A 22283-nucleotide genomic window follows, 5' to 3' on the forward strand; every position below is an offset into this window, starting at 1 on the left:
AGGACATACGGGTCGAACGTATCGAGGACACCCCACTGGTGCATCCCCCCAGTCAAACAACAAGCTGCATGGGTTTCCCCGTCCAGCTGCCCTCAAACTCTATGCCACCACCTTGCCCGCATGCAAACCCGCACCCATCGCAGGCAGCCTTGCACCCGCCCCAGACTCCTCTGCCCGAGAACTATTTACGCGGAGTCTCGCGCTAGCTGACATAGGCCTACTAGGCTGTTGCTATGAGCCCCGCAAAGACTGACAGCTGGCCAGTGACCATAATCGCAGGAGCCCCCGGCCCTGAGATTCGCCGAGAGATCCAGACGGTGATTGACGCGGCCGAAGACGCCGACGGCAACCCGCCATTCTCGGAACAAACACTGGTGGAACTCAAATCCACCCAGGCAGGCCCGCACAGCGTCCTGACGCTACTTACCTACGCCCCCGAGGACGCCTCCCCAACTGTGGGCGAGGACCTGGCCGGCGTTGCCATTGTGGTCCTCGATGGCAATGAGGGCGTGCTGGAGCTGGTGGTGCACCCTGCCTACCGGAACGACGGTGTGGGCGCTATTTTGGCGGACAAGCTGGTTGAGGTCCGTGGGTTGCAAGGCATCAAAGCCTGGTCCCACGGCGACCATGAGGCCGCCGCCGATCTTGCCGCCAGCTACGGGTATAGGGCCATCCGTGAACTGTGGCGCATGCGTCTGGTCAGGCAGGCGCCGCAATTCACACAGCCGGTCGAGCCGGTTCAAGCGGACTACCCAACCCCCGACGGCGTGAGCTTGCGAACATTTGTGCCGAACCAAGACGAAGACGCGTGGCTGGCAGCCAACGCGGCTGCCTTTGCCCACCACCCCGAGCAGGGCTCGCTAACGCGCTCCGACTTGCGGGCCCGCATGGACGAGGACTGGTTTGATCCGGCAGGTTTCTTCCTGGCCGTCAATGGGGCCGATGAGATTCTGGGGTTCCACTGGACAAAAATTCACCCCGCACGCTCCGGCCAGGCGGCCATGGGTGAGGTTTACGTGGTGGGAGTGACGCCGGCCGCTCAAGGAATGGGGCTCGGCAAGACCCTCACCCGGGCGGGCATTGACTACCTGCACAACGCCGGTTTGCGCGCCATTATGCTTTACGTAGACGCCGACAATGAGGCTGCTGTGGCACTGTACCGCAAGCTGGGATTCGCCAAGTGGGACTCCTCTGTCATGTACGGGCCCATGTCCGCCTAGACCCCATCCCTAGCCTGCACGCAGGAAATTTTCCCAGCTGTGACCCAAACTTGTACTGTTGTTTCAAAGCATCACCAACTATGAGGACTCGTCGATGAAGCGCGAATACAAGGGACCCGTGAACAGCATGGCATCCAACGGGCAGGAACGGTTCTTTTCGGGTGAAGTGCCGGCCTCACGGGCCACCCAGGACAGGATCGAGATCCCGGAGTTTGAGCCCACGCTCATCCCAGAGGGCGACATCAGCCCCGACAGGTTCCTTGACCGGGAGCTGAGCTGGTTGGCCTTCAACTCCCGCGTGCTCGAACTTGCCGAGGATCCGGATCTGCAGCTGTTGGAGCGGGTTAACTTCCTTTCCATTTTTGCCTCCAACCTGGATGAGTTCTTCATGGTGCGGGTGGCCGGGCTGAAGCGCCGCATTGCTACCGGCTTGGCCGTGCCCTCCCCCGCCGGGCTCAGCCCCGTCGAGGTCCTGGAACAGATCAGCGACGCCGCCCACGAGCTACAGGCCCGGCATGCGCACGTTTTTGCCAGTCAGATCCGCCCGGCCTTGGCCTACGAACACATTCACTTGGTCCATTGGGAAGAACTTGATGACCCGTCCAAGGTGCAGCTCTCCAAAATGTTTGCCGAGAAGATGTTCCCCATCCTCACCCCACTGGCAGTGGATCCGGCCCACCCCTTCCCGTACATTTCCGGCCTGTCCCTGAACTTGGCCGTTGTGGTCCGCAATCCGGTCAGCGACAAGGAGCTCTTTGCCCGCGTCAAGGTGCCGGACCTGCTGCCGCGCCTTGTCTCGGTTGACGGCCCTCGCGCTGGCACCGTGCCGGGGCGTGTGGCGCGTTTCATCCCGCTGGAAGAGGTCATTGCCGAGCACCTGGACCAGTTGTTCCCGGGCATGGAAATTGTGGAGCACCACTCGTTCAGGGTGACCCGTAATGAGGACCTTGAGGTTGAAGAGGACGACGCTGAGAACCTCCTGCAGGCGTTGGAGAAGGAACTGCTGCGACGCAAATTTGGTCCACCCGTGCGCCTTGAAGTCGCGACCGACATCAACCCCAGCATCTTGGCGTTGCTGGTGCGCGAGCTGGATGTGAACGAGACAGAAGTTTATTCACTGCCGGCACCTCTGGATCTGCGTGGCTTGTCCATCATTGGCAGCATCGACAGGCCGGATCTGCGCTATCCCAAGCATGTAGCCCACACCTCCCGTGACTTGAACGCCTCGGAGACGTCCAAGGCGGCCAACGTATTCGCGGCCATGCGCCGTCGTGACATCTTGTTGCACCACCCCTACGATTCCTTCTCCACCTCGGTGCAGGCGTTTCTTGAACAAGCTGCCGCCGATCCCAAGGTACGCGCCATCAAGCAGACCCTGTACAGGACATCGGGTGACTCCCCCATTGTGGATGCCCTGGTGGATGCTGCCGAGGCTGGCAAGCAGGTTTTGGCCCTGGTGGAAATCAAGGCCCGCTTTGATGAGCAGGCCAACATCTCCTGGGCCCGCAAGCTGGAACAGGCTGGCGTGCACGTGGTGTACGGCATTGTGGGCTTGAAAACCCACTGCAAACTCTCCTTGGTGGTTCGCCAGGAACAAGATGGATTGCGCCGTTACTGCCACATCGGCACAGGCAATTACCATCCCCGCACGGCCAGATACTACGAGGATCTGGGCCTGCTCACGGCGGACAACCAGGTGGGCGAGGATCTGTCCAAGCTTTTCAACCAGCTCTCCGGATACGCCCCCAAAACCACTTTTGACAGACTGCTGGTGGCACCGCGTTCGGTGCGTTCGGGCCTGATTGCACGCATCGACGCCGAGATCGCCAACAAGAAGGCCGGCTTGCCCGCCCAAGTGCGCATCAAGGTCAACTCCATGGTGGATGAGGCCATCATCGACTCCCTCTACCGCGCTTCGCAGGCGGGTGTGGATGTGGGTGTGATTGTGCGCGGCATCTGCTCATTGCGCCCAGGCGTTCCCGGACTTAGCGAAAACATCACCGTCCGCTCGGTGCTGGGCCGCTTCCTGGAACACTCGCGCGTCTTCACGTTTGCCAATGCCGGGGACCCCAAGGTCTACATTGGCTCCGCTGACATGATGCACCGAAACCTGGACCGCCGCGTTGAGGCGCTGGTAAGGCTCTCCAACCGGGAAGACATTGCAGAGGTCACCTCACTCCTGAACCGCTACCTGGACTCCGGGACTGCCAGCTGGCATCTGGACAACGACGGCGAGTGGACACGCCACCACCTCGACAGCGCGGGCAACCCCTTGCTCGATATCCAATCGTGGCTGCTGGCCAGCCGTTCACGCCAGCACTCAATCCTGCACCGGTAATGCGCAGCGCTGAACACATCGAAGACCCTGCGGTTGAGGGCACTGAAGTCTCCATCTATGCAGCCGGCGCGCTGTGCTGGCGACTGAAGAAGAAAAAACTGGAAGTTCTGCTCATTCACCGGCAGCGCTATGACGACTGGTCCTGGCCCAAGGGCAAATTGGACAAGGGCGAAACACTCCCCGAATGCGCTGTGCGTGAAGTGTTTGAGGAGGTGGGCCTGCCCATTACCTTGGGCATCCCGCTGCCGTCCATCCGCTATGCCGTAAAACCTGGCAACAAGGAAGTCCACTACTGGGCCGCCCGCGTGGATGACGTGCCCCCGATCCCCGACGGCAAGGAAGTGGACGCTGTTATTTGGTGCAGTCCCACCAAGGCACGCGGGCTGCTGTCCAACCCCTCCGATGTGGAGCCGTTGGATGCATTGGTGACTGCCCATGGGGCTAACACCCTGGAAACGTGGCCGCTGCTGATAGTCCGTCACGCCAAGGCCAAGCCGCGTTCGGCATGGACACGGGCCGAGGGTGAACGCCCTCTGGCGGCAACGGGCAAGCGGCAGGCGCTGTATTTGCAACGCCTGCTCATGTCCTGGCGTCCGGGCAAGGTTTACACCAGCGGCTGGACAAGGTGCATTGCCACCATCTCCCCTTACGCGCAGGCAACCAAAGCCAAGGTAAAGGTGGTCCCGTGGTTGACGGAGGCCGACCACAAGCGGCATCCGGGCAAGGCCAGGTCGGTGATTGAAAAGTTGTTGACCCGATCCAGTGCGGCTGCCGTGTGCACCCACCGTCCCGTCATACCATCAGTCCTGGCCGCCTTGGCCGGGCACATGTCCCATGATTTGGCCCACGAGCTGCCCGTCTTGGACCCGCACCTGTCGCCCGGTGAGGTTCTGGTGGCCCACGTTTCGGTCGCAAATCCTGGCCGGATCGTTGCACTTGAGCAGCACAAGCCTTACGAGGACTAGCGGCACACTAGGAGCAATTTGTAGTAATTCGACATGTTCTTCCCCATTGACGGCCTAAGGTACGTAACATTGGAGCGAATAAGGGATTTCGCTTGCCAACGTCGCCGTAAAGGATATATAGCATGCCGTCACTCGATTCACTGCCAGTATTGGACTTCTCCCGGCTCAGCGCCGGCCCGGAGGAGGCCACCCAGTTCCGAAATGACCTGCGTGATGCCATGCATGAGGTCGGGTTCCTGTACCTGGCCGGCCATGGCGTACCCCAAGAACTCACGGACGCCATGCTTTCAGTTTCCCGCCGGTTCTTTGATCTACCCGAGGACGTAAAGCTCGCCGTAGAGAACATCCACAGCCCCCAATTCCGCGGCTACACCCGCATGGGTGGCGAGCTCACCGACGGGGGCGTGGATTGGCGCGAGCAGATTGACATCGGCGTGGATCGCGACATTGTTGCCCCAGGCCCCGGGGTGGCTGACTACTGGCGCTTGGAAGGCCCCAATCTGTGGCCCGAAGGGCTGCCGGAGATGCGCGCTGTCGTCTCCGAATGGACCGAGCGGCTCAGCGCCATCTCACTGGAACTCCTGCGGGCCCTGGCCCTCTCACTGGGGGCACCCGGGGACACCTTTGATGCAGCATTCGCGGCCCAGGCTTTCCCTGTGCTCAAGATTGTGCGTTACCCCGGCGAGTCTGACCCGGAGCCCAAGCAGGGTGTGGGCTCGCACCGCGACGGCGGCGTGCTGACACTTCTACTCGTGGAACCTGAAAAGGGTGGGCTCCAGGTGGAGTATCAGGGCAAATGGATCGACGCGCCGCAGGTGCCTGGCACCTTTGTGGTCAATATTGGCGAGATGCTTGAGCTGGCAACGAACGGTTACCTCAAGGCGACCTTGCACCGGGTCATCTCCCCGCTGCGAGGCACCGACCGGATCTCCCTGCCGTTCTTCTTCAATCCTGCACTGGATTCGACCATGCCCCAGCTCGCCGTCAGCCCGGAATTTCAGTCCAAAGCCCGCGGATTGTCTGTTGACCCGGGCAACAGCCCCATCCTTCAGACGTACGGCGACAACGCCCTTCGCTACCGGATCCGGGCACACCCCAACGTTGTTGCCGCCCAGCATGCGGACCTATTGGTGGACTAAGCCCGGCCGCCGCCAATCCGAATAACGGCGTCACAGTGCGCTTCGCCCTTTCCCACACCTTCTTTGTACCTTACTCTTGATACAAAGATTCTTGATGGGGGAAATGATGGCTCCAAATCCGCTCGCGCCAACGTTCATGGAAATGGTCATGTCACTGGGCGTCCCACTGGCGCTGCTGTGCGTGCTGTTCTATTCTGTGCTGCGTTTTGCCGTGTGGACACCTCGCGGCGGGCCATCGTTGGAGCGCATTCGCAAGCACGCCCTGTGGACGGGTGTCATCGCTTGGGCATTCAGCAGCCTTTCGGCCGCAGGACAAGCCGGCATCTCCCATTACGGCCAGTCGACCGAATCGATGGAACCGTGGGGGCTCATCCGATGGACAGCCCTCCTCACCCCAGTTGCAGCGGTTCTTATCATCCACACCATCGGGCAGGCCACGTGGCCGGCGCCGAAGTCCGCAAAGCGTAAGGCCAGCCTGGAATTCCGACGAGTGCGCGATTATGTGGAGCCGGCACTCGGCTGGACCGTATTGGGCGTTTTCCTGGTGAGCGCAGCGGTCATGCCCTTCGTTGCCGCCGCCCGCAGCTTTGGCGCAATTGACCGTCCCGCACCCGGCTCCGTCGGACTCTGGACCCTTGGCCGGGTGGACGGCTGGGCCATGGCGATTGCCCTCTCCTCGGCGCTGGTTCTCCTGGCTGCAGGCACGCTGCTCGTCATGCGACTCATCGCCTCGCGACGATCACTTGAAGCGCTGAGTCCCAAGCAGAACAACACCCTGCGTGTCATCGGAATGAACCGGTTGCTGCGGGTGTCAGCCACTGTGGCTTCAGGCCTATCCGCGATTGCAGGGAACTACTTGGTGCAGCCGGTTCCGGGCAGCGATGTGCTGTCCTACACAAATTGGTTGGGACTGGTCAACATGGCCGTCCTGGTCACGATGTTGTTTTGGAAGCCGCCGACCCTGGATCCGGTGTCACCCTTCAAGTCGGTGCCCCTGGCCGCAGCGGAACAACCCAGCCGCGAGAGCGTTGCGGCTGCAAAGCTGATGGATTCCACGGTGGTGGTGCTGATTCCGGCCATGGCGGCCGGGGTCTTACTCGGTTTGGTTGTACGGCCCTGGCTGGGGTCGATGGGCATCGTCACGGCAACCCTTGCCTGCATGGTGTTGGCCCATTTGGCACTGGAATGGGTCCTGAAACGGAACTACTCAGTTCGGCGGCATTCCGGCGTCGGGCGGACAGTCACCCTGACCGGGGCCCTGCCACGGTACACCTGGGCAGCATTTGGGCTCAGTGCAATGGGGCTTGCCGGTGCCTTTGTGTATGCCTCGGCCGTTGCCACTGGAACGACACCGCTCAGATGGGACGGCAGTCCCAACCCCATTGCCATCTATTGGGTGACCAGCCTCCTGGCGGCTTTCATCCTGCTGGCGGGTGCCGCGGCCATGTGGTTCGTGCTTACGCGACCAGAGCTGCACCAAGTGCCGGCCGCTCTTGACGATACTCTGCGCCGCAGGTCCCTGTTTCGCATCGCTCGAACGGTTGCGAGCTGCTGGTTCGCTCTGGCGGGCCTGTTGCTGTCCATGGCGGGACCGCCAACCAGCACAAACCCGCTGGCACCACAATTCGACCCGGGCGCCCTGGCTGCCCTCTGCTTTGCGCTGTCGCTCATGCTGCTGTTCTTGCCGGCCAGGGGCTACACGCCCGCTGATTTTGCGCCGCCCGCCCCAGTCCAGTCCAGCAACACGAGTCCGAGCAAGTAGCCCACCGTGGAAGCACAAATCGTCATTGACCTGGAAACAGCCACCCCGCCGTACGAGCAGGTGCAAACGCAAATAGCATCGCTCATTGCCGTGGGAGAACTTCGCGCCGGCACCCGCTTGCCCACCGTCCGCAGCTTGGCTGCCGATCTTGGCGTTGCTGCGGGCACCGTGGCCCGGGCCTACAAGGGGCTCGAAGCCACCGGCTTTGTCACTACCAACCGCAGGCAGGGAACCGTTGTTGCCCGGTCACGTCAGGCTCGACCACCGACTGATCCGGGAGCGTCCGGGGAGGTGATGGCCGCCGTCGACCATCTCCTGGCGGTGGGCGAGCGTGCCGGGCTGGATGGAAAGACGTTGATCTCACTTCTTCAAGGGCGACTGAACCAGCGGGGCTCCCAGTAGACTTGTGCGCGTGACTATTTTGACCCCTTATGAGGACATGCTGCGCGATGTGCTGGCCAACGGTACCGCGAAGTCGGACCGCACCGGCACCGGCACGCGGAGCGTTTTTGGCCGCCAGCTGCGCTTTGACCTGAGCGAGAGTTTCCCGCTGATCACCACCAAGCGCGTGCATTTCAAGTCCGTGGCGCTGGAACTTTTATGGTTCCTGCGCGGCGACTCGAACGTGGGCTGGCTGCAGGAGAACGGTGTCAAGATTTGGAATGAATGGGCGGACGACGCCGGAGAGCTGGGTCCTGTCTATGGCGTCCAGTGGCGCTCCTGGCCCACTCCGGACGGCGAGCACATTGACCAGATTGCCCAAGTCATGGAATCGCTGCAAAGCAACCCGGATTCTCGCCGCCACATTGTCTCAGCCTGGAACGTGGGCGAGCTGAAAAACATGGCGCTGCCGCCGTGCCACGCATTTTTCCAGTTTTATGTTGCCCCCACCGAGGACGGCCGCGGCAAGCTTAGCTGCCAGCTGTACCAGCGTTCCGCCGACACCTTCCTGGGCGTGCCGTTCAACATTGCCTCCTACGCCCTGCTGACCATGATGGTGGCGCAGCAATTGGACATGGAGCCGGGTGAATTCATTTGGACCGGCGGCGACGTCCATATTTATGACGACCACCTGACGCAGGTTGCCGAGCAGCTGTCCCGCGAACCATACCCGTACCCGCAGCTGCGTTTCACCCGCAAGCCCGAGTCAATTTTTGACTATTCCTTTGACGATTTTGAGCTGGTCAACTACCAGCACCACCCCACAATTAAGGCACCGATCGCTGTATGAGTGACACACCTGCTTTGAACATTCCCACTTTTTACCGCTTCAGCCAGCCCATTGTTGGCATGATCTGGGCGCAGACAAACGGTGGCGTCATTGGTGCCGATGGCGGCATGCCCTGGCACTTGCCGGAAGACATGGCCCATTTTAAGCGGGTAACCACGGGTCACCCCGTGGTCATGGGCCGGCGCACGTGGGAATCGTTCCCGGAAAAGTACCGGCCGCTGCCGGATCGGACCAACATTGTGGTGACCCGCCAAGAAGGCTGGAGCGCAACGCCCGAGGCAAGTGGCGCCGTCGTCCTTGATTCGTTGGAAGAGGCGCTCGTGGAAGCGCAGTTCTCCCCCGGCGGCGATGAGGTGTGGGTTATTGGCGGTGGACAGGTTTATGCGCAGGCCCAGGAGCACTGCAACGTTGCGGTGATTACTGTCATCAACTCGGATGTTTCCGGGGACACGCAGGCGCCGGGGCTGGGGCACGAATGGTCGTTCCGCGGCGCGTCGCCGCTGGAGGGCTGGCACACGTCCAAGAACGGCACCGAATATCGGATCACCCTCTGGGCCAAGGGCGACACGGAGTTCCAGGCGGAATAGTCATGGCAGACGGTTCAGAGCAGCGCGAGTCCCCCAACGGGGCGAACCATGACCCCAACCCGTTCAACGTGCGCCAGTACGAACAGGAGTATGGGCCGGGCGGGGTGCCACCGGATTACACATTCCAGGCAAAGACACCACTGCAAAATCCGAACGCCATCCGCTTTCTGGGCGTTGTCTTGTTCGTCATTGCTTGCGTCCCGATCTACCCGGCCACAATTTCCGGCTTCGCCTTGCCCGGCAGCATTTATGCCGGCCTGGTCTTTTTGGGAGCCGCCACGACAGGCGTCTGGGCCTTCATCGTTGCCAACCGCCGGCAGAAGTGGCTCATCGCTAAGCGCGTGCCGCGCAAGGATTGGTAGTCCGGACGTAAACTGCGCGCTCCACCGACTGGCGCCCTTTGAGAATTCGTTGCTACCAATGAGGAACCCATGACCCACATCGCTCCGGAGCAACCCTCCGAACCTTACGAGCCACACCACAACAACCTCATCCGTGACCGCAGGAGGATGCGGAGCCAGTACGGCCCCCACGCCTACACGCGCGGCATGTACGTCAACGGGTCCCAGACGCCGCTCAAGCCAAGGAACATCCGCATTCAGAGCGCCATACCCATCGTCTTTGCCGTGGGGTTCTTTGCCTGCGGCGTCTGGTTCCTGGTTGCCAGCGAATACCCTGTGGGCGGGCCGGTCATGTTCGGGGCCGCCGCCTTCATGCTTTTCCTCAGCTGGATTGAATTCCGCACCGCCCGCCTCCGTGAAAAATGGGAACGCGAGAACCCGGAGCTGGCCAAGAACATCGACTACTGACGAACACTCGCAGGATTGGGAACATCAATGAGATCCAAAGCGGAGCGTGACCAGCGCTGGCACCAGAAGCAGCGCGAAAAACGCGAGAAGCACGAACAGCGGGAGCTGCGGGACGCCCAGACCATGGCGTGGCACGATGCGGCAGCTGCCAGCGGCCAGAAGCGTTACCTTGTACGCGCCAACAACGGCGAGCTGGTCAGCTACCTGCCCGAGGAATACGGTGTGTGGCGCGGTGGACAGGGGCCGGTGATTCGAACGGTTTGGGGCTGGGCAGTATCAACAGCAACCCTGCTATTTCTGAACGTTGTTATGATCCTTGCCATACTGGGCAGCGCCAGGGAGAATCCCGGAAACCTCCACGGGGGCCTGTGGTTCGGGTTCGCGCTCTCCCTGCTCATACTTGTGGTCATTGGCCGCTATCTGGTCATCGAGGCCAAGGCCACGCTCCTGCGCCGTCAAAGGGGTTTGCCCACGCCCTCTGGAACACCCATGCTTGCCGAGAACCCGGTACCGGGGAACTACACACGCTAAGCCCTGCACGGAACGTGCACCGCGCCCGGCTGCACCTTCGCGCGGCGGTGCGAAACGCCGTCGTACGTGTTCATTGGGTGACACGGATTTGCCGCCAGTTTGCCCCTCCATCGTAAACTTGGGGCATGACCAATAACAGTGTTCCTTCCGTCGGCCTTGTCGGCTGGCGCGGCATGGTCGGTTCCGTTCTGCTGCAGCGCATGCAGGACGAAGGCGACTTCGGCGATATCAACCCCGTCTTCTTCTCAACCTCGAACGCCGGCGGCGCTGCCCCGGCGATTGCAGGCTCCGGCGACGCCGGCAAACTCGAAGACGCCTTTGATATTGACACTCTGGCGAAGCTTCCCATTATTGTCACAGCCCAGGGCGGGGACTACACCTCCCGCGTGCACACCGAGCTGCGCAACCGCGGCTGGGACGGTCTCTGGATGGACGCGGCCTCCACGCTGCGCATGAACAACGACTCCATCATTGTGCTTGACCCGATCAACCGCGGTGTGATCGACGCCGGGTTGGCTTCTGGAGTCAAGGACTTTGTAGGCGGAAACTGCACCGTCTCCTGCATGCTCATGGGCCTGGGCGGGCTGTTCAAGAACGGCCTGGTCGAGTGGGGCACCTCCATGACCTACCAGGCTGCCTCCGGTGGCGGCGCCCGCCACATGCGCGAGCTGCTGAACCAGTTCGGCACACTGAACTCCGAGGTTTCCTCCGAACTGGACAACCCGGCGTCGGCCATCCTGGAGATTGACCGCAAGGTCCTGGCCCACCAGCGCGAAGGCATCGACTCCTCGCAATTCGGCGTGCCGCTGGCCGGTTCCTTGATCCCCTGGATCGACGCCGATTTAGGCAACGGCCAGTCCAAGGAAGAGTGGAAGGCCGGGGTTGAGACCAACAAGATCCTGGGCACCTCTGCTTCCAACCGCGTGATCATGGACGGGCTGTGCGTGCGCATCGGCGCCATGCGCTCCCACTCGCAGGCCCTGACGCTGAAGCTCCGCGAGGACCTGTCAGTGGCGGAAATCGAGTCCCTGCTGGCCAACGACAACGAGTGGGCCAAGGTGGTTCCCAACACCAAGGAAGCCTCCATGGCTGACCTGACCCCCGTGGCTGCATCCGGCACGCTTGAGGTCCCCGTGGGCCGCATCCGCAAGATGGAAATGGGCCCGGAATACATCAGCGCGTTCACCGTGGGCGACCAGCTCCTCTGGGGTGCCGCCGAGCCGCTGCGCCGCATGCTGAAGATCGCCACCGGCACCCTCTAACCCCCTCCTCCCAACTGAGACGCACTTGATGCTATAAATCACGCGATTTTTAGCATCAAGTGCGTCTCAGTTGGGGAGCAGGAAGCGTTTGTAGGCGGTTGACGACTTTTCCAGCGACCTGGTTTGGTTCGGGCTTAGCTCACCAAAGAGTTCCGGAAGCACGACGCCGGCCAGTTGCCTTTGTTTTTCAGCCATACCTTGGGCTTTGCGCCAGGTTCCGGCCACCTTTCCGCCAGCCACGACCGTTGCCTTGAACACGCCATTACCGCCCGGAACCGTCAGCGGGGCGTGGTGCGGAGCCAGAGCGGCACTGCGGTCGGTGTACCCCAAGAGGTACTCATCAAAGCCCGGCAGCAATAGCAGAGACCGTGCCCCGGGAACCGTCCCGCCGAGGAGCTCAGCCGTCTCAGGCGCCAGCCAGTAGCTGACGCCGTTGCACACCACGCTGGCCAGCTGATCGCCCAGCTGGGCCAACCCTGCGCTGATGTCCTTGAGCGTCAGCTTGGACCACCATTGAAAGTCCTTGATAGTGGCCGGACCATGGCTGCTGAAGTAACGCAGCGCCAGCTCGGCCAGGGCTTGTTCACGGTCCATGGCGCGCGGATTCTTGATCCACGCCTCCGCGCTGACAAAGAACTGGGAGTTGCCGTTCCCAGCCGCACTATTGATGGGCCCCTGCACCAAGGTTCCTTGGAGGCAGAGCAGAAACAAGAGGTGATAGCCACGCTGGGCCTTCGTCCCTTGTCCTGCGCGCTCAAACGCAGTGAACAGCTCATCCCGGGACACTCGGCCGCCCTGCTCGGCCACCAGCGCCAAGGCGAGCTCCCGCACCTTGTCTACATCCGCCGTCGTGATTTCCAGCTCGCGGTGGCGGGTGGACATGCCGGACTCCATCCGCTCAGCCGTGAGGGACAAGATCCAGCCCAGGTCCTCTGCAAGCGTCACATGCAACGTGCCGCGCATGGGCCATGACCTCACCAGTTCACCGCTGTTGAACGCCGCTTCAACAGCGGCGCGGGTGCTCCCCGGTGAGCGCAGGCCGATCGACCACAGCACGCCGGGGAAATCCTGTCCTTGGAGTGCTGTCAAGGAACGCACAACGTCCCCCGGCCCCGGACCGGGACTGATGGACGTAGGCAGGATTCCCTGGGCGGCAAGCCGCAGCCGGGCCAGGACGGTGGGTGTGACACTGGGACTCATGCTCCCAATCTAGGCCCACCCACAGAACTGACCCGCAGAAAACGCCGAAAAATCAACGATTTTCGTGATTTTTCGGCGTTTTCTGCGGGTCAGTTGCTGGGCCCACGAGGGCGTGGGGATTAGCGGGCCGTGCGCATGTTGGCCGTGATGGGGCACTCGAACGGGTCGCGCTGGCCCAGGCCCACACGGTTCAGGTAGCGCATCACGATCATGTAGGACTGGCCCAACGTGGTCTCCGTGTACGTGATGTTCCGCTCGGCACAGTATTCGCGGACCATAGGCTGGACGGCCTTGAGGTTCTTGGAGGACATGGTGGGGAACAGGTGGTGCTCAATTTGGTAGTTCAAACCGCCCATGCCAACATCTACCCACCAACCGCCGGAAATGTTGCGGCTCATGAGGGTCTGGCGGCGCATGAAATCGATCTTGACGTCCTTGGGAACCAACGGCATGCCCTTGTGGTTAGGGGCGAACGCGCAGCCCATGTACAGGCCCAGCCCCATGATCTGCACGGCGACGAACGCCAAGCCGATACCCCAGCCGAGGAACCAGACGGTGAACGCGGGGAGCAGGACCAGGCGGACAACGAGCAGGGCGATCTCGGCCTTGCGTTCGGGCACAATCTGCTTGCGGTCCAGTACGCGCTTGACGGCGGCGATGTGCAGATCCAGCGCGGCGAGGGTCAGCAGCGGGAAGAAGAAGGCGCCCTGACGGCGGGCAAACCACTTGGCAAAGCCCGTGCGCTTGGCGGCATTCTCGGGATCAAACACGAGGGCGCCGGGATCAATGTCGCCGTCCACGCCGATCTTGTTCGGGTTCAGGTGGTGCTTGCCATGCTTGTTCATCCACCAGCCGTAGCTCAAGCCGACGAATAAATTGCCGGCAATGCGGGCCAGCCAAGCGTTCTTCTTCGCGGAGGCGAACACCTGACGGTGCGCGGCGTCGTGGGAAATGAAGGCGGTCTGGGTGCACATGAAGGCAAACAGCACGGCCGTAACCATCTGCCACCAGCTCTGGCCCAGTGTCAGGAACAGCGCCAACACGGCCAAGTAGCCAATGCTCTGGCGGACGATGCGCAAAACGTACCACTTGATGTCGCGTTCCATGAAGCCCGCGGCACGAACCTGCTCGGTCAGCTGGATGAAATCAGTGACGTGACGGTCCCGTGCCGGGCGTTTTTTTGCTGTCTTGGTGAGAGTGTCGCTCTCATCCAAGACATCCGGGCTATCAAGTGTTGCCGACGACATGGGTACTCCTCGTGCCGGGCTTCCCAAACAGAAGCGCCAAGCTAATAGAAAGGACAGATCTTTCCATTAACACTACGAAAAGCCCCGGAGCTGCACATCACACTCGGGAGCCGTCTTGACCCCCTACCCCGGTACGGGGTGACTGCCGTGGACTCGGCCAGCGCGGATGTTGGGCCCACGCGCCCGAGGGCCCCGCGGCGAGCGTGCGAGCCGTGGGAGGGCGTGGGGATTACAGCGAGCAGCCCACCAGCACCGGTTCCGGCACCAGGGTGATCCCAAATTTGCGTTCGACGCCGTCTCGAACCTCCCGCGCCACCGCCAAGATGTCCTCGGCCCGGGCCCCGCCACGGTTGGTGATGGCGAGGGTGTGCTTGGTGGAGAGGGAGGCGCGTGGCGGGGTCCCGGCGTCGTCCGACTGGCCGGCTGCTGGCACTTCGCCCAACAGGCCGTAGCCCTTGGCGAAACCGGCATGTTCTATCAGCCAGGCTGCACTGAGTTTCACCAGATCGCCCGCGGGATAGCGCGGCGCGTCGGCGGGGAGCGTGGCGGCGACCTCCGCGGAAACGATGGGGTTGGTGAAGAAGGAGCCGGTGGAGAAGGTGTCGCGGTCGGCGGGGTCCAGGACCATGCCCTTGGAGGCGCGCAGGGCCAGCACGGCACGGCGGACGTCCAGGGAGTTTGCCCGCTGGCCAATCTCGACGCCCAGCGTGCGGGCCAATTCGCCGTACTTGATGGGCGCGCTCATACGGCCCAGCAGGAGCTGAAATTCAACATTGAGCACCACGTAGCGAGGGGATCCGTTGACGGTGGTGGCCTTGAGCAGGGATTCCCGGTAACCGAACTGCAGCTCGGAGCTGGTGAAGGTGTGGACAGCGGTTTTCTCCCTGTCCCAGGTCCGCACTGCGGCGATGGTTTGGGAGACGTCGCAGCCATAGGCGCCTACATTTTGCACGGGCGTTGCGCCAGCGCTGCCGGGGATTCCTGACAGGGCTTCCAGCCCGCTCCAGGCATGCAAAACGCTCTGGTGAACAAAGTCGTCCCAGTCATGACCCGCTTGGACTACCACCGAGGCACCGCCGCAGGAATCCTGCGAATCAACGGCATAGCCCTGGCTGGCGATCTTCACCACGGTGCCATCGAAGCCTTCATCGGAGATGAGCAGATTGGAACCGCCGCCCAGGATTAGGAGCCGCTCACCGGTGCGGTCCGCTGCCGTGACGGCCTCAATGATTTCCGCCTCGTTGGTGGCCGCAACGTAATTCTTGACTGGGCCACCCACGTGCAACGTCGTTAGGGAACTTAGAAACTTTTGCTCATTCACAATTCCACATTAGCCGCACTGCGCTCATTGACTGTGTTCTCTAGGTACTTTGGTTTGCGCACCACCGGTGTCAGGAAGAAGGCCACCACCAACAGGCCCAGCACCGCCAGCAGCGAGTGCAGGACGCCCACATGTTCAGCCAGCAGGCCCAAGAGCGGCGGACCACCCAGGAATGCGCCATAGCCAACGGTGGAAACCACCGAAACGCGGGCCGCGGCGTGCTCCGGGTCGTCGGAGGCGGCCGACATTGCCACGGGGAAGCCCAAAGCTGAGCCCAGACCCCACAGGACCAGGGCACCCAAGGCAATCTCTGCCGAGGGTGCAAACACAAACAAGCCAAGTCCCACCACGGCCAGGGCGGCACCGGCCCGGAGTACCGCCACGCGGCCGTACTTATCCAGGAGCACGGTTCCGGCAAAGCGGCCAATGGTCATGGCGGAGACGAAGATGCCGTAGCCAATGGCACCAATCGAGTCCTTGGTGCCGTAGCCGTCCACCATGGCCAGGGCCACCCAGTCACCGGCTGCACCTTCAGCCAGACCCAGGCCCAGCACCAGGGCGCCCAACATCAAGGTGCGGGGGTCACGCCAAGCGGCGGCAATCTTGGCCTTGCCTGCGCGTTTGCCAGCCGCAGCCGCCTTGGCGTTGTGATCCTGCGTGCTCGAGGCCGTAATGACGGGGATGGGACCGGTGCCTGGCACCGCGCCGGAATCGCCCAGGTCAACCAGCGCAGCCGTTGAGGTTAGCTTGTCCGCCTGGTAGTAGCCGGCGCCTATCAGCACAGCAAGGCAAACTGCCACCGAAACCACTGACAGGTGAATCGCCACAGGGAGGTGAATGGATGCCGCCAAGGCGCCCAGCCCGGCGCCCGCGACCGTGCCAATGCTAAAGGAGCCGTGGAGCCGTGGCATGATGTGCCGCCCCAGCGCCCGCTCAACGGCGGCCCCTTCAATGTTTGAGGAGGTGTTCCAGCTGCCCGTGCCCAGGCCCACAATCACCAAGCCGGCACCCACCACATACGTTTCGGCGAACACCGTGGCACCTAGGCCCATGATGATGACGCCGACGGTCTGGATGATACTGCCCAGCCGTGAGGTCAGTTTGGAGCCAAGGCGCAGAACTACCAAGCCGGAGGCTGCCACCGAAACAAATGATCCCAGGGACATGCACAGCAGCATCAGCCCCACCTGGCCCGCGCTCAGGCCCAGATCGTCACGGATGGCGGGAATACGGGAAACCCAGGTGGCAAAGACCAGCCCGGAGCCGGCGTACGCGGTGACTACACCGTTACGCCAGGCTTTGACGCTGCTCACGCCAAGCGGACCGTGGCTTGTGCCTTGACCAAAACTTTTTGTCCGTCCAAGGTGACGGTCAGGTCGATCCTGGCGGTTCCGGCGTCGGAATCCAAGGCCCCAACAACGCCTGTCACAGCCACCACGGCACCGGGCCCACCCTCTAGGTCAGCAACGGGGACGGGCTTGGTGAAGCGTGTTCCATAAGATACGACGGCGGCCGGGTCGCCCACCCAGTCGGTCACCAACTGGACGGCAGCGCCCATGGTGAACATGCCGTGGGCAATGACACCGGGCAGTTCCACTTCGCGGGCAAAGCGCTCGTTCCAGTGGATCGGGTTGAAGTCCCCGGAAGCACCGGCATATTTGATGAGGTCTGCGCGGGAGATCTCAATGACGCGTGAACCAATCTCGGTCCCAACGCTCAAATCTGCAATGTTCAATGATGCTGTCGTCATTACTGTCCCTCCCCGCGAACCAAGATGGCTGACACTGTGGTGGCTACTGCCTCGCCGGTAACAGTGGAAATTTCTGCGCGGGTGGTGATCATGGCGCCACCACCCATGCCGCGGACGGCGTCCACGTGAAGTTCGGCAACCAGTTCGTCCCCGGCCACAATGGCCCGGTGATGCGTGAAGCGCTGTTCCGCGTGAACCACGCGGGAGAAGTCAATCCCGGAATCGGCGTCGTTGATCAGCAGGGCGTCGGCCCGCTGGGCCACAATGATGGCATAGGTGGGCGGAGCCACCAGATCCGCATGCCCCAATTCGTGGGCCGCGGCAACCTCAAAATGGGCTGCATGGGTGGCCTTGACCGCCCGGGCAAAGTCGCGGATGGATTCGCGGCCAACACTGTAAATTTCGCCTAAGCGGTAGCTGCGCCCCTGCAGCTCGGGATTGATACTCATGGGCTTAAGCGTATAGCCCGGCCATGCCTAAAAGCACACTACGACCGCGTGCCGGACCGCATCCTGTCCACCACCTCCAGGAGTGAGGCTACATCCACTTTTTCTTGGGCGTTTGCCGGACTTGCCACCACGGTGGGGAATCCAAAAAGTGTTGCATTGAAATACAACCCGTCACCCAGCAGCATCACCGCGCGGGCCACGGCAGGATCGCCAATATCGCTCAGGATCAGCTCGAACCATCGGGCATGCAGTTCGGCGAAAACGTGCCGGACGGCATCGTCGTCGCTTTGAATCAGCCGGTGGGCCGCCACTATGGCGCGGTCAAAGGGGGTGTCGCCAAAAACGCTGGTGCGCACGTAGTACTTGGCGCAGCCTTCGGGGTCCTGCGCCATCGCAGCAAAGTCCAGCTCGGCGTACCCTCGCAACTTCGCGAGAAGCCCTTCCGTCAAGGCTTCCTTGCTCTTGAAGTGATAGAGCAAGCCCCCCTTGGAAACGCCAGCGGCAGCAGCAACGGCGTCCAGGGTGGCTGCGCGCGGGCCATCGCCAATAAGCAGGTCCTCATAGGCAGAAAGCACCCGGTCACGGGCTGAGGGTTGTGTAGTCATTGGACAAGCCTACAAGAAGTGACGAACTAAACCGTCCAGACGGTACAGTAAACCGGCTGGACGGTATAGAATTGTTAGCATGGCGATATCAGTAAGCACATCAAAACTCGGTTCCTCCGACGGCCCGGCGCGTGCAGGCGTCCGTTCATGGATAGCACTGGCGGTCCTCATGCTGCCCGTTCTGCTGGTCTCCGTGGACAATACCGTGCTGAGCTTTGCCATCCCCTCGATCTCCCTGGCACTTGTTCCCTCCGCCTCGGAGCTGTTGTGGATCATCGACGTTTACCCCCTGGTCTTGGCAGCATTGCTGGTGCCCATGGGCAGCTTGGCCGATCGGTTCGGCCGGCGCAAGCTGCTGCTGATTGGTAGCACGGGCTTCGCCATCGTCTCGGTTTTTGCCGCGTTTGCCCCCACGGCCGGTGCCTTGATTGGCTACCGGGCACTGCTTGGTTTGTTTGGTGCCATGCTGATGCCATCAACACTGTCCCTGATCCGCAATTTGTTCCTGCACCCGGCTCAGCGACGCAAGGCCATTGCCATCTGGGCGGCCGGCTTCTCCGGCGGTGCCGCGCTGGGTCCCATTGTGGGCGGATTCATTCTGGAGCACTTCTGGTGGGGCGCCGTCTTCTTGATGTCGGTGCCGGTGCTGATCCCGCTGCTGATCCTGGCCCCGATCTTTGTGCCGGAGTCCAAGGATCCTGCCCCGGGCAAAATTGATGCCCTGAGCATTCTGTTGTCCTTCGGCGCCATGGTGCCCACCATTTTCGGCATCAAGGAAATTGCCCAGTCGGGTCTCTCCGTCACCAATATTGTCCTGATCGTGGCTGGACTGACCTTGGGCGCCGTGTTTGTGCGCCGTCAGCTCCGCCGCGAAAACCCGATGATGGACGTGACCCTGTTCAAGAACCCGGTCTTCAGTGGCGGTGTCATGGCGAATCTGCTGAGCATTTTTGCGCTAGTGGGATTCCTGTACTTCATCACCCAGCATCTGCAGCTGGTTGTGGGCCTCTCCCCCACCCACGCCGCCTTTGTGTTGGTGCCAGGTCTTGCCATCACCATCATCTCCGGTCTCCTGGCCGCATCATTGGCCAACCGGATCCGGCCGTCGTGGCTGGTGGCGGGTGGATTGCTACTGAACGCCATGGGCTTCTTGATCGTGTGGCTCAACACCGACGGTTCAGTGGCCGGCATCATTGCGGCCTTTGTTGTCCTGGGCGCCGGCGTTGGCATGGCGGAGACCATTTCCAACGACCTCATTCTCTCCGCTGCCCCGCCCGCCAAGGCTGGTGCTGCCTCGGCAATCTCGGAGACCGCCTACGAGGTGGGCTCAGTACTGGGAACGGCCATCTTGGGCAGCATCTTGGCTGCCGCGTACAGGATGAACGTGGTGCTCCCTGCTGGCGTGTCCGAGGCGGAGAGGGAAACCGCATCCCAAACCCTGGGTGGTGCCATTGATGTTGCCGGAACGTTGCCGGCCGCGCAAGGCGAGGCCCTGCTCAGCTCAGCCAAGCACGCCTTCGATTCCGGTTCCGGAACCGTGGCCATGGTGAGCGTTGCGCTCATGCTGGGTGCGGCACTGATGTGCCTGTGGGCCTTGCGCAGTGCCGTGGCCAACCCGGAGCCGGTGGACCACTAGGCCGCTCAAAGCCAGAACGCCGGCGGCGTGCCAAACGGGTGGGGACCTATGAAACTTCATGTGTCCCCACCCGTTTGGCACGCCGCCGCATGTTTTAAGCTTTGCTGCGCTTTTCCGCAGCCTTGAGTTCCTTGCGGATGTTGCGTCCGCGCAGGCCCAGGGACGCCATGTGCGCCAGCAGTCCGACGCCGATGAACGGCAGGGCGATGTAGGTCATGGAGGGTGTTGTTGTCAGGGCACCGATCACAATGATCACGATGCCGATGAAGGTCAGCCCCATGCCGCCAAAAACGGCGTATTTGTAGGCGGGCGGAGCGGTTTCCCAAAAGTCATTAAGCACCCGCTAAGTCTACCGGCCGAGGGCCCCGCCGCGGGCGGTGTGAGCGGCTCGAGGTTTAGAAGAGCGATTCCTGCAGCGCCGGAACCACGGTTTGGTAGTCGCCGCAACGAATCTTGTGCCCCTTGAGCCCGCCCAGGTCCACCAGGAACGCCCCATCCACGCCGTCCAATCCCGCGAGGGCTGTGGGGCCCAGCATCGAGTCCAGCCGAATGCCGTGCCTGCCCGAATCCAGCGGTTGCGGGTACGCCGTGCGACGGCTTGGAATCGCCACAGCTCCCGAAAAGCCAATCCGCTGCCATTGCTCCTCCACCGCCTCAAACCCTTCCAGCGCCAGACCCGCCACATATTCACGGACGACGTCGGCCATCGCCTTGTTCGTTTGTTCCAGGTGCAGGGGTGGCCGGGGATGCAAAAGCGCTGCAAACTTTGCCGCCCCGCGCACGAATTGGGTGGGTGGCAGGTTGGTGGACACGGCATCTTCAAGGTGCCGCACCACAGCACCATCCTGTGCGCGGGCCACGTAGCGGGCCACCAGCGCACCCTGTTCGGCCAGGCGGCTCCATTTGCTGCGCTCGGATGCCGTACCCACCTTGGTGGTGCCGTCGGCAAAGGTGGCAATGTAGAGCCAGTGCTGCTGAGCCAGATACGCCTTCAGTCCGGGCGGGGCGTGGCCGCTGCGGTGGAAGTCGTGCATGAGGCGCATCTGGTCCTTGGCGAAACAGGCACCGCACTGGAAGCCTCGTTCTGCGCCCTGCCCCGTGGGACATGCGAAGTGTTGGGGCTGGCCCGACTCCTCCACCCGGGTGAACCCCAGACAGAGGCGGGCCGGGACGCCATCGCCGGAAAGCACCTCAAACCTCAGCCACTGCCCCGGCAGCAACGGCAGCCTCGCATCGCCGTCGTGCGTTGTCAGGGTCAGCGCAGGACCCTGCGCATTCCAAGAGACGCCGCGGACCAGCCCACCATCCATCAAGTGGTTTAGAGTGCGGGCTGGACGCCGTAGGCGATGGCCAGCTTCATGATCTTCTCGGCGCGGCCCAGTCGGGGCAGGTCGGAGCCGTCGCGGATCATGCCGCCGCGGGCGTTGAAATCGTTCATGAAGTCGGTGGCCCAGGCAACATCAGTAGGTGTGGGGCTGATGACTTCGTTGATGATGGTGGTCTGGTCGATGGCCAGGGCCAGCTTGCCGGTCATGCCCATGGAGACGGTGATGGCCGACTGTTCGCGCAGGATCGGGTGGTTGGTGCCCACTGTGGGTCCGTCAATGGGGCCCGGCAGGTTGCCCACACGGCTGGCGACGACGAGCTTGGCGCGCGGGTAGGCCATGGCTTCGCGGTCGGCCGCCATGCCGGTGTCGCGGCGGAAGTCGCCGGAGCCGAACGCAAGGCGGAAGGCACCTTCGGCACGGGCAATGTTGTTGGCTTCCTCGATGCCGAGGGCGGATTCAACCAGGGCCAGGACACGGGTCTTGCCGTCGAGACGGTGGTAGGTTTCCTTGACCTGTTCGGCTTGTTCGGTCTTGGCCAGCATGACACCGAGCAGGCCGGGGGTGTTGCGCAAGCCTGCCACGTCGTCGGCCCAGAAGTTGGAGTGGACGTCGTTGATGCGGACCCAGGCTTGGCCTCCGTTGCGCAGCCAGTCGATGACGTCGCTGCGGGCGGCGTCCTTCTTCTTGGGATCCACTGCGTCTTCAATGTCGAGGACGACGGCGTCGGCGCGTGATGCTGCCGCCTCATCGAATATTTCCGGCCGAGTGGCCGGGACCAGGAGCCATGAGCGGGCAATTTCCGCCGGGATGTTGCGGGTGCGGACGGGCTTGGATGCGGCTTCGTTGCCAACGGTGCTAGACATGCTTCTACCGTATACGTCAACAGCCAAGGATTCGATGTGT

General features: G+C 62.3%; 23 protein-coding genes. 13 read left to right on the forward strand and 10 right to left on the reverse strand.

The window, feature by feature from the left end; genetic code table 11:
* Window positions 1–233: 233 nt before the first annotated feature.
* The 12 genes from mshD (at window position 234) to asd (ending at window position 11844) form a co-directional block, all read left to right on the forward strand.
* Window positions 234–1220 (forward strand): mycothiol synthase, encoded by a 987-nt coding sequence (gene mshD / locus CVS27_RS06365; RefSeq protein WP_103464896.1) that lies wholly within the window; start codon window positions 234–236, stop codon window positions 1218–1220.
* 127 nt (window positions 1221–1347) lie between these two features.
* Window positions 1348–3558, forward strand: coding sequence for an RNA degradosome polyphosphate kinase (locus CVS27_RS06370; protein ID WP_370739478.1), 2211 nt, complete (start codon window positions 1348–1350; stop codon window positions 3556–3558).
* Entirely contained in the window at window positions 3558–4523 is a 966-nt protein-coding gene (locus CVS27_RS06375; RefSeq protein ID WP_103464897.1) for an NUDIX hydrolase, read from the forward strand. Before CVS27_RS06370 ends, CVS27_RS06375 begins: the two co-directional genes overlap by 1 nt.
* A 122-nt stretch (window positions 4524–4645) precedes the next feature.
* Entirely contained in the window at window positions 4646–5662 is a 1017-nt protein-coding gene (locus CVS27_RS06380) for an isopenicillin N synthase family dioxygenase (RefSeq protein WP_103464898.1), read from the forward strand.
* Window positions 5663–5756: 94 nt separating this feature from the next.
* The gene (locus CVS27_RS06385; RefSeq protein WP_165788260.1) at window positions 5757–7424 is read left to right on the forward strand and encodes a hypothetical protein; all 1668 of its coding nucleotides are present in this window, start codon (window positions 5757–5759) and stop codon (window positions 7422–7424) included.
* Between the two features lie 6 nt (window positions 7425–7430).
* Window positions 7431–7826, forward strand: a complete 396-nt coding sequence (locus tag CVS27_RS06390; RefSeq protein ID WP_103464900.1) for a GntR family transcriptional regulator — start codon at window positions 7431–7433, stop codon at window positions 7824–7826.
* A gap of 10 nt (window positions 7827–7836) precedes the next feature.
* Window positions 7837–8655, forward strand: coding sequence for a thymidylate synthase (locus CVS27_RS06395; protein ID WP_103465089.1), 819 nt, complete (start codon window positions 7837–7839; stop codon window positions 8653–8655).
* Window positions 8652–9242, forward strand: a complete 591-nt coding sequence (locus CVS27_RS06400) for a dihydrofolate reductase (protein WP_103464901.1) — start codon at window positions 8652–8654, stop codon at window positions 9240–9242. Before CVS27_RS06395 ends, CVS27_RS06400 begins: the two co-directional genes overlap by 4 nt.
* 2 nt (window positions 9243–9244) lie before the next feature.
* Entirely contained in the window at window positions 9245–9604 is a 360-nt protein-coding gene (locus tag CVS27_RS06405; protein ID WP_103464902.1) for a hypothetical protein, read from the forward strand.
* Window positions 9605–9673: 69 nt separating this feature from the next.
* Window positions 9674–10051, forward strand: a complete 378-nt coding sequence (locus CVS27_RS06410; protein ID WP_103464903.1) for a hypothetical protein — start codon at window positions 9674–9676, stop codon at window positions 10049–10051.
* Window positions 10052–10078: 27 nt separating this feature from the next.
* Entirely contained in the window at window positions 10079–10582 is a 504-nt protein-coding gene (locus CVS27_RS06415; protein WP_103464904.1) for a hypothetical protein, read from the forward strand.
* A 125-nt stretch (window positions 10583–10707) separates the two neighbouring features.
* The gene (gene asd / locus CVS27_RS06420; protein WP_103464905.1) at window positions 10708–11844 is read left to right on the forward strand and encodes an aspartate-semialdehyde dehydrogenase; all 1137 of its coding nucleotides are present in this window, start codon (window positions 10708–10710) and stop codon (window positions 11842–11844) included.
* A gap of 66 nt (window positions 11845–11910) precedes the next feature.
* On the opposite strand, the gene CVS27_RS06425 is transcribed toward asd, so the two are convergent.
* The 7 genes from CVS27_RS06425 to CVS27_RS06455 all read right to left on the reverse strand — a co-directional run bounded on the left by CVS27_RS06425 (window position 11911) and on the right by CVS27_RS06455 (window position 18416).
* Window positions 11911–13044, reverse strand: a complete 1134-nt coding sequence (locus CVS27_RS06425) for a winged helix DNA-binding domain-containing protein (RefSeq protein ID WP_103464906.1) — start codon at window positions 13042–13044, stop codon at window positions 11911–11913.
* A 119-nt stretch (window positions 13045–13163) separates the two neighbouring features.
* Window positions 13164–14291, reverse strand: a complete 1128-nt coding sequence (locus tag CVS27_RS06430) for a fatty acid desaturase family protein (protein WP_103464907.1) — start codon at window positions 14289–14291, stop codon at window positions 13164–13166.
* A 229-nt stretch (window positions 14292–14520) separates the two neighbouring features.
* Window positions 14521–15612: a UDP-N-acetylmuramate dehydrogenase gene (locus tag CVS27_RS06435; RefSeq protein WP_103464908.1), complete on the reverse strand. Its 1092-nt coding sequence runs from the start codon at window positions 15610–15612 to the stop codon at window positions 14521–14523.
* Window positions 15609–16925: an MFS transporter gene (locus tag CVS27_RS06440; protein WP_103464909.1), complete on the reverse strand. Its 1317-nt coding sequence runs from the start codon at window positions 16923–16925 to the stop codon at window positions 15609–15611. Before CVS27_RS06440 ends, CVS27_RS06435 begins: the two co-directional genes overlap by 4 nt.
* Window positions 16922–17362, reverse strand: a complete 441-nt coding sequence (locus tag CVS27_RS06445; protein ID WP_103464910.1) for a MaoC family dehydratase — start codon at window positions 17360–17362, stop codon at window positions 16922–16924. The genes CVS27_RS06440 and CVS27_RS06445 overlap by 4 nt, the downstream gene beginning before the upstream one ends.
* A complete protein-coding gene (locus tag CVS27_RS06450) occupies window positions 17362–17811 on the reverse strand; it encodes an FAS1-like dehydratase domain-containing protein (protein WP_103464911.1) in 450 nt (149 codons plus the stop codon). The genes CVS27_RS06445 and CVS27_RS06450 overlap by 1 nt, the downstream gene beginning before the upstream one ends.
* Window positions 17812–17849: 38 nt before the next feature.
* Window positions 17850–18416 carry a TetR family transcriptional regulator gene (locus CVS27_RS06455; protein ID WP_103464912.1) on the reverse strand — a complete coding sequence of 189 codons (567 nt, stop codon included), beginning with the start codon at window positions 18414–18416 and terminating at the stop codon, window positions 17850–17852.
* 79 nt (window positions 18417–18495) lie between these two features.
* On the opposite strand from CVS27_RS06455, the gene CVS27_RS06460 reads away from it, so the two are divergent.
* Window positions 18496–20052 (forward strand): MFS transporter, encoded by a 1557-nt coding sequence (locus tag CVS27_RS06460; RefSeq protein WP_103464913.1) that lies wholly within the window; start codon window positions 18496–18498, stop codon window positions 20050–20052.
* Between the two features lie 94 nt (window positions 20053–20146).
* Here the strand turns inward: CVS27_RS06460 and CVS27_RS06465 are convergent, their stop codons facing one another.
* The 3 genes from CVS27_RS06465 to CVS27_RS06475 are packed head-to-tail and all read right to left on the reverse strand — an operon-like array spanning window position 20147 to window position 22243.
* On the reverse strand, window positions 20147–20392 hold the full coding sequence (locus CVS27_RS06465; protein WP_103464914.1) for a DUF3188 domain-containing protein: 246 nt from the start codon (window positions 20390–20392) through the stop codon (window positions 20147–20149).
* A 55-nt stretch (window positions 20393–20447) separates the two neighbouring features.
* Window positions 20448–21362, reverse strand: a complete 915-nt coding sequence (locus tag CVS27_RS06470) for a DUF2797 domain-containing protein (RefSeq protein WP_103464915.1) — start codon at window positions 21360–21362, stop codon at window positions 20448–20450.
* An 8-nt stretch (window positions 21363–21370) separates the two neighbouring features.
* Window positions 21371–22243 carry an HpcH/HpaI aldolase/citrate lyase family protein gene (locus CVS27_RS06475; protein ID WP_103464916.1) on the reverse strand — a complete coding sequence of 291 codons (873 nt, stop codon included), beginning with the start codon at window positions 22241–22243 and terminating at the stop codon, window positions 21371–21373.
* Window positions 22244–22283 lie beyond the last annotated feature (40 nt).

Source organism: Arthrobacter glacialis (assembly GCF_002909445.1).
In the GTDB taxonomy this organism is placed as follows: Bacteria; Actinomycetota; Actinomycetes; order Actinomycetales; family Micrococcaceae; genus Specibacter; species Specibacter glacialis.